Source organism: Mesorhizobium loti (assembly GCA_014189435.1).
In the GTDB taxonomy this organism is placed as follows: Bacteria; Pseudomonadota; Alphaproteobacteria; order Rhizobiales; family Rhizobiaceae; genus Mesorhizobium; species Mesorhizobium loti_G.
The window spans coordinates 3,178,580-3,194,762 of record CP050293.1 but is presented as its reverse complement, the minus strand read 5'-3'; the positions used below and the strand labels follow the sequence as shown (position 1 = coordinate 3,194,762).

The following is a 16,183-nucleotide window of genomic DNA, read 5'->3' as shown; positions in this document are numbered from 1 at the left end:
TATGAGCCTGGACTCCGTTCGTGCCTTCTTCGCCGCCCACGCACCCGACATCGACGTCATCGTCACGCAGGCGAGCTCGGCGACCGTGGCCTTGGCGGCTGAGGCGCATGGCGTGCTGCCGGCGCAGATCGCCAAGACGATCTGCCTGCGCGTCGGCGACCGCACCATGCTGGTGGTGACCAGCGGCATCGCCAGGCTGGACAACCGCAAGTTCAAGGACCAGTTCGGCGGCAAGCCGCGCATGCTCGACGCCGCGGAGGTTGTCGAAGCGACCAGCCACCCGGTCGGCGGTGTCTGCCCGTTCGGCCTGCCGGCGCCGCTGCCGGTCTATTGCGACGTATCGCTGCGTGAATTCGAAGAGGTGGTGCCTGCGGCCGGCGCCACCAATGCTGCGATGCGGATTGCGCCACAGAGGGTGGTTGAGCTTACCGGCGCTGAGTGGGTGGATGTGTGCCAGGGGTAAGGTCGAATCTCAATCGGTATTGTTCCCCTGGCTAGGCGCGCCAAGGGGGCAACGGCGCTGGAGTGTAGCCGTCGTGAGTCGGCAGTCCCTGAGCGCGTCACCGGACCTACACAGGCTATCTTCTTCAGCATTTCACCTGCAGTTTGTCACGTGCGATCCGAATAGTGACTGGTTTGCCTCTCGCCCGCTTGATTGCAAATTCAAACAGATCGAGCACTTCCTTCAAACGTGTGACGCCTTCTGGTTCCGGGCATGAAAACCCGACGCGGCTGAGGCTCTCATAGCGAGGCGCCAAGAACCGCTGATGATTAAAATCCTTATCCCAGCTGACTAGGATGCGTCTGGCCTCCATCGCAGCTTGAGCAACGACAGGATCTGGGGAGTCCGTGGCCATAAAATCGCGGACCCTCGCAACATCGTGCCCCTTGCTTGATAAAAAATCCCCTACTGAATCCGGCACATTCACATCGGTCATAAATGCGAATACCGGCCGCTTTGGCATCTGCTAGGCTGCGCTGGCCGGAGTGGTGAATTTCTGAGCTGCAATGATGTCCTCTACCGTTAGCAACGGAAATTCCTTGATAATGGCATCAGCAGAATAGCCCGCCGCCAAATATCTCTGTACCGCCGCAACAGGAATTCGGGTTCTATCGAATACAGGCTCGTTCTGCATAACGAACTTCGCCCGTACGATGTTTCCCGTCTCTTTGGCGCCACGAACATTGAGGTCTTGAATGGCCTTCCGAGTATCGGAGATTGCGATCCTCAAGGGGATATCAAAGACACGCTGGCCACTGACCACTTCCTTGCGCTCGTTTGTCCGCGGATCGGTGAAGACAACTCGTCTTCCCAGAACATACAAAGTGGTGGCAGTCCACTTGGCATCACCGAGGTGAGCCAGCGTGTGAGACACTTTCCGCAAGTGCTGCATGGGAACGTTGTAGGTATTGCGGAGCTGTCCCAGGACCCGCAACGATACGATATCCCGAAACGAATATACCCGGCTGTAGGGAAGGTGCCTATTATCGGGAGCATAGCTGGGTTTTAAGAAAGCTGAGCGGTCCCAAAGTTGGAGTTGCCCAACTGACAGGCCGGTGAGTCGAGCGGCGTCTTCCTCGCTGAACGCGCCGATGACGTTGTTGTCGTCCATTGCCCGACTCCTAAAGCGATGTAATCTTCGTCCAACCTGCCAAAAACACAAGAAGTCCTTTTTACAGGACAGTTCTTGACGATTTGGGCGCAGCAACCTGGACCGCGATAAGCACGATTGGCGTCGTATGTGCTGATGAGTAGGACTTTGGGGGAAAGTCCTGCCTAAATTGGTCGGAGTGGCCGGATTCGAACCGACGACCCCTTGACCCCCAGTCAAGTGCGCTACCGGGCTGCGCTACACTCCGGACCGGTCGCGATGTATCGTGATAACCCAGTGCGGGTCAACCGAATTCCGCGACTTTTATCCCGCTGCGATTGCGGGTGCGGATGAGCGCTGCAAGGCAGGCCGCAACAGCCGCTGGTGCCTGTACTCCAGCGCGATGGCGCCCCAGATCAGGCCGAGCAGCAGATAGACGTGGCGCCGGTGGTCGATGTCGATGAATGTTCGCGTGCATTAGAGAGAGAATATATAGTCCACCTGGAACAGTCTCGGGATCTCGGGCGGGGGAGCCAAACAGTGTGCATCAATTGCGACGGTGAAGGGTTTGGCCGGAGGGATTTCCTCAAGCTCGGCGCGGGGTTCCTTGCGATCGGTCTTGCCGGAGCGTCGCGGTCGGCGCGCGCGGCAGAGAGTGTTGCGCCGGGACTGTCGCCCGATGCAGCGCTCGCCGCGCTGAAATCCGGCAATGAGCTCTATGTCAGCCATCCGGAACTCTGCTCGATCGACCTTGCCGCGCAGCGGAACGCCGTCGCCGGGCACCAGGCACCATGGGCCACGATCATCAGTTGCGCCGATAGTCGCGTTCCGCCGGAGCTGATCTTCGGCGGCCATGGCGTTGGGGAACTGTTCGTCGCCCGCAATGCCGGCAATCTCGTCGACACCGCGACACTTGGCACTGTCGAATACGGCGCGGTGGTTCTCGGTTCTCCCTTGATCGTCGTCCTGGCACACACAAGCTGCGGCGCCGTCAAGGCGGCGTGCGACGTGGTCACGAAGAACGCGACCTATCCTGGCGCCATCGGCCCGATGATCGAACCGATCCTGCCCGCGGCGATCTCGGCGCGGAGCGAAGCGGGCGATTTCGTCGACAACACGGCTAGGGAGAGCGCACGCAGGACCGCGAGGCGTCTGACAGCGTCGAGCAAGGTATTGGCTGGTCTCGTCGGGTCGCAGAAGCTGAAGATCGTCGCGGCGATCTATGATCTCCAGACGGGTGCGGTGACCTACATCGACTGACACAATTTCCCGGCCGGTGCGCCAGAAACCCGGCCAGCTCAGCCAAATTTCAAATCGCGTCGGCCTTCACCTTGGGCTTGAACCGGGGCAGGCCGCAACAGCCGCTGGTGCCTGTATTCCAGCGCGATGGCGCCCCAGATCAGGCCGAGCAGCAGGTAGACATGGCGCCAGTGGTCGATGTCGATGAAGGTGCCGAGCCCGATATTGCCTATGAAGGCGACATAGGCGCACAGGAGATAGGGCTGCCACGGCCGGTCGCGCAGCAGGATGCGGAATCCGGCTGCCATCGTCCAGGCGACGAGGGTCAGGAACGACACGAAGCCGAGCCAGCCATAGTCCATCAGCATCTTCAGCCAGATGTCGTGGGTGTCTTCACCAAAGATCGTGCCGAAGACCAGCGGGCCGATGCCGAACGGATGCTCCATCGCCATCTGGAAGCCGATGCCGTAGCGGGCGAAGCGGCCGAGGCGGGCGGTATCGTAGCTCTGCTCGAGATGGGCGCGGTTGGAAAACATCTCCGACACGCCCGGCAGTTGCAGGATGACGATCATGGCGACGACCAGCAGCGCCAGCGCCGCGATCGTCATCACCACCACGCGCAGCCGGAATTTTCCGCTGGCGCTTTGCAGGAACAGGCAGCCGGTGAGCAGGACCGCCGAGACCGCGAACATGCCCCAGGCGCCGCGCGAGAAGGAGAAGAAGATGCCGGCGGCGATGATCAGCAGCGGAACCGCCAGCAGCGGCATGCGCGTCACCGGTCCGGTCAAAAGCAGATAGAGCAGATAGATGCCGGGCAGCACCAGGAACGGTCCGAACACGTTCGGGTCCTGGAAGGCGCCGGCGGCTCGGTCGTATTTGGTGAACATCTCCGCGCCCGGAAAGGCGTGGAAATAGCCTGCAATGCCAAGCAGCGAGGTCGCCACGGCAGAAACCACATAGGCAATGAAGATCAGTCGGTAGAGGTTTGGCCGCACAGCGGTGATCGATGCGAAGAACACCGCGCTGAAGGCGAGAAACAGCGATACGGCGAGATAGAGCGGCGTGTTGGCGAGGTCTGCCATCTGCGTCATGGAGATCATGCCGCCAATGTTCATCGTCACCAGCAGCACCAGGAGCGGCGTTGCCGCGCGGGAAATCCGCAAGCCGAAAAGCGCCCAGATGGCGATCAGCCCGGCCATGTAGAGTTCATAGGGTGCCGGCTCGCTGATGACGAAGCCGGACAGCAGAATGCCGAGGAAGACCGCGCCCGAGGAAATCAGCGCGATCAGCTTGGCGTTGACCGCCGCGCGCGGCACATCATGGCTGATGGCGCTCAATAGGCGTTTTCCGTGTTCAAGAGCCGGAGCGGCGTCAGGAACAGGATCCGCAAGTCGAACAGCAGCGACCAGTTCTCGATGTAATAGAGGTCATACTCCGTGCGCATGCGGATCTTTTCATTGGTGTCCATCTCGCCGCGCCAGCCATTGATCTGCGCCCAGCCGGTGACGCCGGGCTTGACCTTGTGGCGGGCGAAATAGCCGTCGACCACTTCGTTGTAGAGCAAATTGTGCGATTGCGCGGCGATGGCATGCGGGCGCGGACCGACCAGCGACAGCGAACCGAGGAGCGAGTTGAAGAACTGCGGCAGCTCGTCGATCGAGGTCTTGCGGATGAAGCGGCCGACGCGGGTGACGCGCGGATCGTTCTTGGTCACCGTCTGCTTGGCGGTCGGATCGGCCTTGTCCGTATACATCGAACGGAACTTGTAGACTTCGATGATCTCATTGTTGAACCCGTGCCGCTTCTGATGGAACAGCACCGGCCCCTTGCTGTCGAGCTTGATGGCGATGGCGGTCGCCAGCATCACCGGTGAGAACACGACGATGCCGATCAGACTGAAGATGATGTCGAAAGCGCGCTTGGCGACCGAATCCCAGTCGTTGATCGGCTTGTCGAAAATGTCGAGCATCGGCACCGCGCCGATGTAGGAATAGGCGCGCGGGCGAAACTGCAGTGCGTTGGAATGCGCCGACAGCCGGATGTCGACCGGCAACACCCACAGCTTCTTCAGCAACTGCAGCACGCGCGATTCGGCGGTCAGCGGCAGCGACACGATCAGCATGTCGATGCGGGCGATGCGGGCGAACTCGATCAGTTCCGAAATGGTGCCGAGCTTGGGATAGCCGGCGACGATGGGCGGCGAGCGCTTGTCGCCGCGATCGTCGAAGATGCCGCAAATGCGGATATCATTGTAGGGTTGTTTTTCGACCGAGCGGATCAGGATTTCCGCCGCCTTGCCGCCGCCGACGATGACGGCGCGCCGCTCCATGCGGCCATCGCGCGCCCAGGCCCGGATCAGCTTCGACATCACCAGCCTGAGGCCGAAGATGAGAACGAAGCCGGTGACGAACCAGGTGCCGAACAAAAGGCGCGAATAGTCTTCCGACATCTTCATGGCGAACGCGGTCAGCGCCATCAGCGCGAAGGCGCCAGCCCAGGCCAGCAGGATGCGGCTGAAATTGGCGATGGGCCGCATCAAGGCGACGATCTGGTAGCAGTCGGTGACGTCGAGCAGCACCACGGCAAGGAACGACGCGGCCGCGATCGTCAGCGGATATTGCCAGGCGAGATAGTTGAAGAACCCGACAAAATGGAAATAGACGACGAGGCCGGACAACAGCAACAACCCGAATTCGACCATGCGCAGCACGCCGCTGACCATGATCGGCGACATGGTATCGCGCCGGTACTGCGAGGCGACCTGGCGGGCGACATCGTTCATGCCGCTTGGCGTGTCGCCATCGGCCGGGCCGTCGAATTTACGCACCGCCTCTGGTGAAAAGCGGCGCGCTGGGTCGATCTCGTTCATGGGGCTTTCCGCAAGCTTCCCTACGGTGAATAGCAAAAGAGAGCTAAGAAACCCTTGAAACAACCCGTGGCTTTGAAAAGGCTATTGCATGTCGCCCAAAAGTGGCCCCGGTTTTGGGAGAACGACATGCATAAGTACAAAGACCTAAAGCGCGTCGCCTGAGTCCGTTCAAACGCGACGCGCTTTAGGCCTTGCGCCTATTTGCCGAGCGCGGCGAAGTAGGCCTTCTCGATGTCGGCGGCCATCACATCGGCGCCGAAGCGCGCCTTGAGGTCGGCACCGTCGGGCATCAGTTCGCGATAGGCGGCGGGGTCGGCCAGCGCCTGGCTCATCTTGTCGGCAAGCTCGACCGGGTCGGGCCGGATCAGGGCAGGGGAACCGGTGCCGAAGATCTCTGGAATGCCGCCGACCGCGGTGGCAATCATCGGCTTTCCCGCGGCAAGCGTTTCCAGCACGATATAGGGCATGGCTTCGGCGCGCGAGGGAACGATGACGAGCGCCGCCAGCGCAAACGCCTCCCTGGCCGGCATCGGCGGCAGGAAGCGGACATGGCGCTCAATCCCGAGGCGCTTCACTTGCGCGTGGTAGCGCGGCAGGTCGTCGCCGTCGCCGACCATGACCGCGGTCAGCGCGCGAGCGAACTGGGAGCCGGCGAGGGCGAGTGCATCGATGAAGATGTCCGGTCCCTTCAGGTCGCGCATCATGCCGATATAGAGCAGATCGGCCGCGTCGGGCTCGGTGATCGCCGGCTCGAATTCGGTGGCGCGCAGGCCGTTATAGACCAGAGTGTTGGGAATGGGCGGCTCGCCGACCTTCCTGCGATAGGTTTGCCGTTCATAGTCGGAGACAAACAGCAGATAGTCGGTGAAGCGGGCCATGAAGCGCTCGAGCGCGAAGAACAGCTTTCCGGTGGTCGTGTTCTCGTCATAGTGGAGAGAGCCACCATGCGGTGAATAGAGGCGGGCTACGCGAGACCTTGATACCCGCAACAATGAGCCGAACAGACGGGCATAGGCGCCACCCTTGGCGCCGTGCCCGTGCAATACATCCGGCCGCAATTCCTTGATGATCCTGTAGGTGCGCCAAGCCGAGGCAAGGTCGCCGGGACCGACATGACGCTGCATCGGCGTGCGACGGATGCCGAGCGCCAGCATATCCTTCATCTGCTCGAACAGGCGTTCCTCGAACGCGCCACCCGTCGTCGAATCGCAGACGATACCGACGGAATGCCCGGCGGCGACCTGCGCCTCGGTCAGATCGCGCACATGCCGGAAGATTCCTCCGACGGGTGAACGAAAGCAATGGACGATCCTGAGTGTGTCCGCCACTTGGTATCTGTCAGAACAGACGTTCGCGGACGTAGACGGTATCGCCCGGCAGCAGCGGGTCGGAGGTGACCACGCGGCCGGTCATCACCTTGCCGTTGATGTCGCGGGTGATGTCGACGCTTTCCTGATTGGCGCGCGGCGAGAAACCGCCGGCAATGGCGATTGCCTTCTGCACCGTCAGGCCGGGGACGTAAGAGTATTGGCCGGCGGCTCCGACTTCGCCCATGACGAAGATCGGCCGGTAGCGGTCGATCTCGACCGAGACGTCGGGATCGCGCAGGTAGCCTTGCCGCAATTTGTCGGCGATTGCCTTTTCCATCTGCTGCGCGGTGTGGCCGCGCGCCGGTATGGCGCCGACAAGCGGGAAGGAGAGGTAGCCGGATTGGTCGACACTATAGGTGTTGGTCAACCCGTCCTGCTCGAACACGGTGACGCGGACGCGGTCGCCGGCGCCAAGACGATAGGGCTGATCGAGCACCTCATGGAAGGCCGCCGGCGTCGGCCGGTAACTGGAACAGCCGGCAAGCATCGATACGGCAAGCAGAGCGCGAAACAGGGAAGCAGTGCTTTTCATGACCGGACAGGTACCTTCGACTGGCCGCTGCAGCGTCGCAGCAAACATCAGGGATCGAGGTCCGTTATCATCCTGTTAGGGTTAATGGCCGGTAAAGGGAGCGGCTGACACGCGGTGCATCGGCAAGAGTTTTACGATTTTTTGGCGGTTTTGTTTGTCGCCCGCCAGTAAACCCTAACGGAAGCTTACCGCGATCTTAACGGCTGAGTTACCATAGTTGTTTACGGTGCGTGCTGACCCAGTATCGGAGTAGGGATGCATGTCCGTTCAGTCCGCGGCCGCAGATGTCGACGTCGATCTCAGGCAGCTCTTCGCCAGCCTGGCGAGGAACTGGCTGCGTATAGTCGTCGTCGTCCTCGTGGTGACGGGGCTGGCGTTCGCCTTCGCCTCGCTGGCAACCCGGCACTACAAAGCCGAGACGCAGGTTGAGATCGCCCCGCGTGAATCCGTCTATACGCGGCCGGCCAGCAACAACAACGACACCGACAAGCCAATCCTCGACGAACAAGGCGTCGCCACCCAGGTCCAGATAATCTCCTCCAACGAGATCCTCAAGCAGGTCGCGCAAAAGCTTGGTCTGGAAAAACTGCCCGAGTTCGACGAAGCGCTCGATATGTCGCCGTTGAGCCGCGCTCTGGTTCTCGTCGGCTTGAAAAGCGACCCGATGGAAATTCCGACGGAAGAGCGCGTCCTCAAGAAAATGCACGAGAAGCTCAACGTCTATGGCGTCGAGAAGACCCGCATCATTGCCATCGAGTTCTCATCGGAAGATCCCAAGCTGGCGGCCGCCATACCGGACGCCATTGCCGCCGCCTATATAGCCGGGCAGGGGGCGGCCAAGCTGGAATCGAACAACGCCGCCGCCGACTTTCTGGCGCCCGAGATTGCCGATCTGCAACAGCAGGTCAAAGCCGCCGAGGCGAAAGTCGCCGCCTACCGCTCACAGTCCGACCTTCTGATGGGTGGCAACAATTCGGTGCTGGCCACCCAGCAGCTTTCGGAACTGTCGAGCGAACTGTCGAAAGTGCGCGCCAATCGCGCCGCGGCCGAAGCGACAGCTGACGGTGTGCGCAGGGCGCTGCAGAATGGCGGTTCGCTGGATGCCGTGCCGGAGGTTCTGTCATCGGACCTGATCCAGCGCTTGCGCGAGCGGCAGGTCGAATTGCGCTCCAACATCGCCGACCTGTCGACGACGCTGCTTGGCAATCATCCGCGTATTAGGGCGCTGAAATCGCAACTGGCCGATCTCGACGCGCAGATCCGCAGCGAGGCCCAGAAGATCATGAAAGGCCTGTTGATGCAGGCCGAGACGGCAAAGGCCCGCGAGAATCAGCTTGTCGCCGACGTCAACACGTTGAAGGCGGCTTCGGCGCAGGCCGGTGAACAGCAGGTCGATCTCGACGCGCTGCAGCGCGACGCGACCGCCAAACGGCAGCAACTCGAACTGTACCTGACCAACTACCGCGAAGCGGCTTCGCGCCAGGATCGCAACTATCTGCCGGTCGACGCCCGGATCGCTTCAAAGGCGTCGGTTCCCTCGGAGGCCTATTTCCCGAAGGTCGGGCCGATCGTCGGCGCCGCTTTCGCCGCATCGCTGCTGATCATGGCCATCGTGACGCTGCTGCGGGAGCTGTTTTCAGGCCGCGCGATGCGCCCGGCGACCGGTTCCCGCTTCGAACGGATCGATGAGGTCGCGATGCCCCAGGTGGCGCAGGCGCCCGGTGGGGTCGCAATGCCGGTTGTCCGCCAGGAACCTGCCATCCTTCAGGATTCCGTCGTTCGCCAGGAAATGGGGGACCGTCTGGCTGAAGCGGAGGCCGAGCCCTACATGCCCTATCGGGCCGAGGCGCCTGATATGGTCGCGATGCCAGAGGCAACGGCCGAACAGACGGCTGCCGAGCCCGAACCTGTGCGTTCCACCCTGGGCGAGATCGACGTCGAGAAGGCTGCCGAAAAGCTGATCGCCAGCGGTGCGGCGCGCGCCATATTCGTCTCGCCGGAGGGCGACGAGGCAGCCGCATCCGCGGTCCTGGTGGCACGCGAGGTCGCGGACGCCGGCTTGCGCGTGCTGTTGCTGGACCTCACCGCTTCGGGGGCGGCCTCACGGCCGATGCTGGACAGCGGGCTTTTCCCCGGCATCACCAATTTGCTCGCTTCGGAAGCGCAGTTCAGCGACGTCATCCACGCCGATCTCTATTCGGACTGTCACGTCATTCCGGTCGGCACCGCCGATCCGGTCCGCGCCATGCGCGCCGCCGACCGGCTGCCGATCATCATGCAGTCGCTGACCACAGCCTATGATCTGGTCGTGGTCGAGTGCGGGCCGGCCGACGCGCAAGGCATCAGCCGTCTGGCCGGCGATGCCACCGAGGTCTTTCTCTCCATGCTGGAGCCGGACGACGAGGTGACGCAGGCCGCGGTCAGGCTGATCGAGAACGGCTATCCCGACCTGACGCTGGTGACGCCGCTCGGCCACGAACCGCCCAGCAATCCGGTGCCGGGACGGCGCACTGCCGCCGCCTGAGAGGGCCGCGGATCGCTTGGTGGAGGCCTGTTCCGTTTGATCTCTATCCCAGTTCCAGGGTCGTTACGCCGAACAGCCGCTGCAGCCCAAGCTTCGGAGCCGGACCCTTGTACATGCGGGTGGTGGTGAAGGTCGGCGCAAAGCCGGCCACCTCGAGCGCCGCAATGAAGCCGGTGTTCTCGGCGGGAACGTCGATGTGCAGGTCGCCGCCCTCGCAGGCACCGGCCAGCCCGTCCAGCAGCTGCAGAGCGATTTCCAGGTCGTCGGCAAACAGCGGGCCGATCTTGAAGCCGGAACGGCACGGCCGCGCCACCGCGTAGCCGGTGGTGCCGCGCGAACTGATCGCCGCCAGCCCGTGATGCGGCGCCTGCAGCCATCGCCGCAGGAACGCCCGCCGCGGCGCCGGAAAACAGTATGAGTCATAGGCGATGATATCGGGCACGAGCTGCGTCGTTATCATGCGCAACCCATCGGCCCTGACCGCCGGGCCTGCCGTGCGCCCGCTGAAGCGGATGGTCTCGTAAGCCGGCCTGAAACCCTTGCTCCGGTAATTGGCTTGCTGCTCGGCGACGCCGTCGAGGCCGATGGTGCGACCGGCAAGTCTCGTCATTCCAGCGTTCCACACCGCCTTGCCATAGCCCTTGCCGCGTCTGTCCGGCCGGCAGATGTAGAGGCCGATGAAACCAAACGCGCTTCCATAGGCCACTGCCGAGATCGCGGCGACCATTTCGTTGCCGACAAAGGCGCCGATGAAGCCTTCGGGGTCCGCAGCCTGGAACATCGCCGCATCTTCAAGGCCGGGGTTCCAGCCTTCCGCCGCCGCCCAGTCGACGAGAACCGCCAGCTCCTGCAGCGACAATGTGCGGATGGTCGGCTTCATGGCGCTCACTCCGCGGCAACGGCTCCGGGTGAGAAGGATTTCAGCACACCACGATAGGGCTTGGCCAGCGGGCTCGCATAGGCGCCGCGCTTCGATGTCGACAGGCCGAGTGCGATCAGCGCCTCGGCCTGCTTGAGTGCGGCGCCGACGCCGTCGATGACCGGCAGTCCGAATTCCGCTCGCAGCCGGTGCGCAAGATCGGCCATGCCGGCGCAGCCGAGCACGATGGCCTCGGCGCGGTCCTCGTCGATGGCCCGGGCGATTTCGTCGCGCAGCTTGCCGACCGCGCCCGATGCCGGATCTTCGAGCGCAAGCACCGGGATGTCGGCGGCGCGCACACGGGCGCGTCCCGCCATGCCGTAGCGCTGCACCAGTGCTTCGACAGGGACACGCGAGCGTTCCGTGGTGGTGACAACAGTGAAGCGCTGGGCGATGAAGGCAGCCATGGTGAGCGCTGCCTCGCAGATGCCGATGATGGGGATATTGGCCATCGCGCGCGCGGCATCCAGACCGGTATCGTCGAAGCAGGCGATGATGGCAGCCTGCGCGCCGCGCCGTTCGCCGGCGGCGATCTCCATCAAAAGGCCGGGCACGGCCAGCGCCTCGTCATAATAACCTTCGATCGAGGCCGGTCCCATGGACGAGGTGACGGCGATGACCTCCGTCGAGGCGCCAGCGACGCCGCGCGCCGCAGCGCCTATGGTCTCGGTCATGCTGGCCGTCGTGTTGGGGTTCACTATCAATATCTGCACGATCAGGCCCTGGCCCTGCGGCGGCCGACATAGAGGATGGCGCCCAGCGTCGCCAGGATAACCAGGAACGAGAACACGGTCGTCACCGTGCCCAGCGCGTACAGCACCGGTGTCGTCACATTGGTGGTCATGCCGTAGATCTCGAGCGGCAGCGTGTTGAAGGTGCCTGAGGTCATCAGCGTGCGTGCAAACTCGTCGTAGGAGAGCGTGAAGCCGAACAGGCCGACGCCGATCAGGCTGGGCGCGATCATCGGCAGCACGACATGGGCGAAGGTCTGCCAGGAGGTGGCGCCGAGGTCACGTGCGGCTTCCTCATAGGCTGGCGAGAAGCGGTTGAAGACGGCGAACATGATCAGCACGCCGAAGGGCAGCGTCCAGGTCAGATGCGCGCCAAAGGCCGACGTGTACCAGGCCGGGCGCAAGCCGATCTGCTGGAAGACGACGCCGATGCCCAATGAAATGATGATCGAGGGCACGACGAGGCTGGCGACCGCCAGGTAGAACAGCGCGGTGGCGCCGCGAAATTTCCGGCGGAAGGCGAGGCCGGCGAGCAGCGAGACAACGACGGTAACGATCATCACCATGACGCCCAGCACCAGCGAGCGCTTGAAGCTGCCGCCGAAATCGCCGACCGCCTGGCGCTCGAACAGGTTGGCGAACCAGTGCAGCGACACGCCGTTGAGCGGGAAGGTGAGGCCGCCGGTTTCGCCCTGGAAGGACAGGATCAGGATCGCCGACAGCGGGCCATAGAGGAACAGCACGAAGAGCGTGAAGAACACCGCCAGCACATAGAATTCGAAGCTGCGTTTTTCGTGGTTCACGTCAGAGCTCCTTGCGGATGTCGACGATGCGCAGGATGCCGGCGACCATCAAAAGCACCAGCACCAAAAGCACCACCGCGTTGGCGGCGGCGGCCGGATATTGCAGCAGCGACATCTGGTTCTTCATCATCAGCGCGACGGACGCGCTCTGCCCGCCCGATATCACCTGCACGGTGGAGAAGTCGGCCATGACGAGGGTGACGACGAAGATGGTGCCGATCGCCATGCCGGGCTTGGCCAGTGGAAGGATGACGTTCCACAGCACCTGCCAGCCCGAGGCGCCGGCGTCGCGCGCGGCCTCGACCAGCGAGCGGTCGATGCGCATCAGCGTGTTGAAGATCGGCGTCACCATGAACAGCGTGTAGAGATGCACCATGGCCAGCACCACCGCGAATTCCGAATAGAGCAGCCATTCGATCGGCTTCGGCACCAGGCCCAGATGCACCAGCGTCGAGTTGATCAGCCCGTTGCGGCCGAGCACCGGGATCCACGAGATCATGCGGATGATGTTGGAGGTCAGGAACGGTACGGTGCAGACCAGGAACAGCACCATCTGCATGGCCGTGGTGCGGATGTGGAAGGCGAGGAAATAGGCGACCCAGAAGCCGATGAACAAGGTCAGCACCCAGACGATGGCCGCGAATTTGATGGTGTTGAGATAGGTCTTCCAGGTGACCCAGGAGCCCAGCACGTCGGAGTAGTTGGTGGTCAGGAAATCCGGATACATGGCGGCGAAGTCGTAGTCCCAGAAGGAGACGACGACGATCATGAGGATGGGCAAGAGCAGGAATGCGCCGAGGATCAGCGCCAGCGGAGCCGACTGCAGGTAGGGCGTGACGGCGCTGAGGGAGAAGCCACGGCGCCTGGCCGGTTTGGCGGCGGCAATTGCGGGGCGTTCGAGAGCCACGGTCATGCGGGCAACCTTCGCAGTGCGGTGGGAGAATGATTTTTTAGGTTGCGTTCCTTGGCGCCCCCCTCTGCCCTGCCGGGCATCTCCCCCTCAAGTGGGGAGATCGGCAGTTTCGCGGCCGCCGCCACCCTTGCAACGCCAGTGGTTGGCGAAAACGGCATTGAGCGCGCAATCTCCCCCTTGAGGGGGAGATGCCCGGCAGGGCAGAGGGGGGCGCCAAGGAACGAGGCATATCCAGTTAATGCTTTCCCTTACGCCGCGATGAACTCGTTCCAGCGCTTCACCATGTATCGGTCTTCGTCCATGACCGAGTTCCAGCAGGCGACATGGCCCATGCGCTCTTCGAACGAGCCGCCGTCACGCAAGGCACCGGCCTTTTCCATGACCGTGCCGTCGGGCGCCTTGATGTCGCCCTTGGCAGGCTTGCCTTCGATCCAGTAGCCCCACTCGTCCTCGGTCATGAACTTCTTGGCCGAGACCATGTTGGCCGAATAGTAGCCTTGGCGGTTGAGATAACCGCCGACCCAGCCCGACGTGTACCAGTTGATGTACTCATAAGCCGCATCGAGCTGCGCGCCCGAGAGATGTGCCGCCAGGCCGAGGCCGCCGCCCCATGAGCGGTAGCCTTCCTTGAGCGGCTGGAAGCGGCAGGCGATGCCCTTGGAACGGACGGCGGCGACCGCCGGTGACCACATCGACTGGATGACGACTTCGCCCGACGCCATCAGGTTGACGCTCTCGTCGAAGGACTTCCAGAAGGCGCGGAACTGGCCGTCCTGCTTGGCCTTGATCAGGAAGTCGATCGTCTTGTCGATCTCCTCCTTGGTCATGTTGCCCTTGTCGGCATATTTGATGTTGCCCATGGCTTCCATGATCATCGCCGCGTCCATGATGCCGATGGAGGGGATGTTGAGGATCGCGGTCTTGCCCTTGAAGGCCGGATCCATGATGTCGGCCCAGGTGGTGATGTCGCGGCCGACGAGGTCGGGGCGGATGCCCAGCGTGTCGGCGTTGTAGATGGTCGGCACCATGGTGAACCAGTTGGTCGGCGCCTTGGCGAAGACCTTCGAGTCCTGCGCTTCGACAAAGCCGACCGTGTGCGGCGCGGTGCCCTGGGCGATGACGCTGTCGGGCGTCAGCTTGCCGGTTTTGAACAGCGGCACCAGCTCGTCGTAATATTTCAGCTTGCTGACATCCATCGGCTGCAGCACGCCGCTCGGGAACACTTTCTTGCAGATCCAGTATTCGATGTCGGCGATGTCGTAGCTGTCGGGCTGGGTCACGGCGCGCTGGGCGGCCGCGTCTGAATCGGTCGCGGTCATTTCCAGCGTGATGCCGAGGTCGGCCTTGCACTTGTCGGCGATGGCGTTGAGGTTCGACACGCCGGTGCCGAACTGGCGCAGCGTGATGTTGGACTGCGCCCAGATGGTCGGAAAGCCTGTTATGGCGCCTGAGCCGGCGGCCAGGCCGACGGCAGCGGCACCCGTCTTGAGCAACGAACGGCGCGAAATGCCGGTCTTGGTTTCTTTGGTGTTTGTCATAGCTATTCCCCTGTCTTGTTTTGCTTCGTTGACGTCATGAATGAAGGCGGCCGAGGACGATGGCGTCCTCGCAATCCCAGGCCAGCGGTACGGCGTCGCCTATGGCGACGGGTCTGGCGAAGAAGTCGGAATCGTCGACGATGACGGTGAAGTCGTCGATGCCGGCGCCGGTGACGGAGAGTTTTACCGTGGCGCCGCGATATTCGATGTTGGAGACGATGCCGGTGAAGCCGAGGCCGGGCGAGGGCGGCTCGCCGATGCGCACATGGTCGGTGCGGATGGCGATGTCGATCGGCGCCCCCACTTCCTGTGGCTGGCCGCTGGCGGCAAGCGAGGCGCCGCCATTGACGTCGAAGACGACCATGCCGTCGCGTTCACCGGTGACCCGGCCGGAGATGACGTTGTGGTCGCCCATGAAGCGCGCGACGAAGGCCGTCGCCGGCCGCTCGAACACATCGCGCGGCGGGGCCGCCTGTTCGATGCGGCCGTCATTCATCACCACGATCAGGTCGGCGAGAGCCATCGCCTCCTCCTGACTGTGAGTGACGTGGACGAAGGTGATGCCGAGCGAGGTCTGCAGCTTCTTCAGTTCGGCGCGCATGCGGATCTTCAGGAACGGGTCGAGCGCCGACAGCGGTTCGTCGAGCAGCAACGCCTCGGGATCGGTGATCAGTGCACGGGCCAGCGCGACGCGCTGCTGCTGGCCGCCGGAAAGCTGCGCGGGTCGGCGCGTGGCATAGGCCTCCATCTGCATCAGCTTGAGCATGTCCAGCGCCTTGGCACGGCGCTTTTCCTTGTCGACGCCCTTCATCTTCAGGCTGAAGGCGACATTGTCGATCAGGTCGAGATGCGGGAACAGCGCATAGGACTGGAACATCATCGCCGTACCGCGCCTGGCCGGCGGCAGGTCCGTCACCACCACATTGCCGAGGCGGACATCGCCTGATGAAATGCTCTCATGGCCGGCGATCATGCGCAGCGTCGATGTCTTGCCGCAGCCGGAAGGACCGAGCAGACAGCAATAGGTTCCCGCCGGGATCTTCAGGCTGATGGCCTCGACGGCGGTCGTCGTTCCATAGACTTTCGAAACGGACACAATGTCGATTTCGGCGGCTTTGGACATCAGGCTTCCCCGTTTGATCGCATTAACCAA

The 16,183-nt window shown here is 62.8% G+C and carries 15 protein-coding genes and 1 tRNA gene; 3 read left to right on the top strand and 13 right to left on the bottom strand.

The annotated features are described in order from the left end of the window. Position 1 precedes the first annotated feature (1 nt). Positions 2–463 carry a YbaK/EbsC family protein gene (locus HB777_15705; GenBank protein ID QND65199.1) on the top strand — a complete coding sequence of 154 codons (462 nt, stop codon included), beginning with the start codon at positions 2–4 and terminating at the stop codon, positions 461–463. 124 nt (positions 464–587) lie between these two features. Here the strand turns inward: HB777_15705 and HB777_15700 are convergent, their stop codons facing one another. The 3 genes from HB777_15700 to HB777_15690 all read right to left on the bottom strand — a co-directional run bounded on the left by HB777_15700 (position 588) and on the right by HB777_15690 (position 1,860). Further along, positions 588–938, bottom strand: a complete 351-nt coding sequence (locus HB777_15700; GenBank protein ID QND65198.1) for a DUF5615 family PIN-like protein — start codon at positions 936–938, stop codon at positions 588–590. A 30-nt stretch (positions 939–968) separates the two neighbouring features. After that, a complete protein-coding gene (locus HB777_15695) occupies positions 969–1,613 on the bottom strand; it encodes a DUF433 domain-containing protein (GenBank protein QND65197.1) in 645 nt (214 codons plus the stop codon). 170 nt (positions 1,614–1,783) lie between these two features. Further along, a tRNA-Pro gene (locus HB777_15690) sits at positions 1,784–1,860 on the bottom strand. Positions 1,861–2,132: 272 nt separating this feature from the next. Between HB777_15690 and HB777_15685 the strand changes: the two genes are divergently transcribed. Beyond that, positions 2,133–2,852 carry a carbonic anhydrase gene (locus tag HB777_15685; protein QND65196.1) on the top strand — a complete coding sequence of 240 codons (720 nt, stop codon included), beginning with the start codon at positions 2,133–2,135 and terminating at the stop codon, positions 2,850–2,852. Positions 2,853–2,890: 38 nt separating this feature from the next. Here the strand turns inward: HB777_15685 and HB777_15680 are convergent, their stop codons facing one another. The 4 genes from HB777_15680 to HB777_15665 form a co-directional block, all read right to left on the bottom strand. Then, a complete protein-coding gene (locus tag HB777_15680; GenBank protein ID QND65195.1) occupies positions 2,891–4,168 on the bottom strand; it encodes an O-antigen ligase family protein in 1,278 nt (425 codons plus the stop codon). Next, on the bottom strand, positions 4,165–5,700 hold the full coding sequence (locus HB777_15675; protein QND65194.1) for an undecaprenyl-phosphate glucose phosphotransferase: 1,536 nt from the start codon (positions 5,698–5,700) through the stop codon (positions 4,165–4,167). The genes HB777_15680 and HB777_15675 overlap by 4 nt, the downstream gene beginning before the upstream one ends. A gap of 197 nt (positions 5,701–5,897) precedes the next feature. Then, on the bottom strand, positions 5,898–7,028 hold the full coding sequence (locus HB777_15670) for a glycosyltransferase family 4 protein (protein QND65193.1): 1,131 nt from the start codon (positions 7,026–7,028) through the stop codon (positions 5,898–5,900). A gap of 10 nt (positions 7,029–7,038) precedes the next feature. Next, positions 7,039–7,602, bottom strand: coding sequence for a polysaccharide export protein (locus HB777_15665; GenBank protein ID QND65192.1), 564 nt, complete (start codon positions 7,600–7,602; stop codon positions 7,039–7,041). A 259-nt stretch (positions 7,603–7,861) separates the two neighbouring features. Between HB777_15665 and HB777_15660 the strand changes: the two genes are divergently transcribed. Further along, the gene (locus HB777_15660; protein ID QND65191.1) at positions 7,862–10,126 is read left to right on the top strand and encodes a chain-length determining protein; all 2,265 of its coding nucleotides are present in this window, start codon (positions 7,862–7,864) and stop codon (positions 10,124–10,126) included. A gap of 43 nt (positions 10,127–10,169) precedes the next feature. On the opposite strand, the gene HB777_15655 is transcribed toward HB777_15660, so the two are convergent. The 6 genes from HB777_15655 to HB777_15630 form a co-directional block, all read right to left on the bottom strand. Next, on the bottom strand, positions 10,170–11,006 hold the full coding sequence (locus HB777_15655; GenBank protein ID QND65190.1) for a GNAT family N-acetyltransferase: 837 nt from the start codon (positions 11,004–11,006) through the stop codon (positions 10,170–10,172). A gap of 5 nt (positions 11,007–11,011) precedes the next feature. Continuing rightward, the gene (locus HB777_15650; protein QND65189.1) at positions 11,012–11,758 is read right to left on the bottom strand and encodes an aspartate/glutamate racemase family protein; all 747 of its coding nucleotides are present in this window, start codon (positions 11,756–11,758) and stop codon (positions 11,012–11,014) included. 2 nt (positions 11,759–11,760) lie between these two features. After that, positions 11,761–12,579, bottom strand: coding sequence for an ABC transporter permease (locus HB777_15645; GenBank protein QND65188.1), 819 nt, complete (start codon positions 12,577–12,579; stop codon positions 11,761–11,763). Position 12,580: 1 nt separating this feature from the next. Beyond that, positions 12,581–13,492, bottom strand: coding sequence for an ABC transporter permease (locus HB777_15640; protein ID QND65187.1), 912 nt, complete (start codon positions 13,490–13,492; stop codon positions 12,581–12,583). Between the two features lie 248 nt (positions 13,493–13,740). Then, entirely contained in the window at positions 13,741–15,030 is a 1,290-nt protein-coding gene (locus tag HB777_15635; protein QND65186.1) for an extracellular solute-binding protein, read from the bottom strand. Between the two features lie 34 nt (positions 15,031–15,064). Beyond that, positions 15,065–16,153 (bottom strand): ABC transporter ATP-binding protein, encoded by a 1,089-nt coding sequence (locus HB777_15630; GenBank protein ID QND65185.1) that lies wholly within the window; start codon positions 16,151–16,153, stop codon positions 15,065–15,067. Positions 16,154–16,183: the final 30 nt, after the last annotated feature.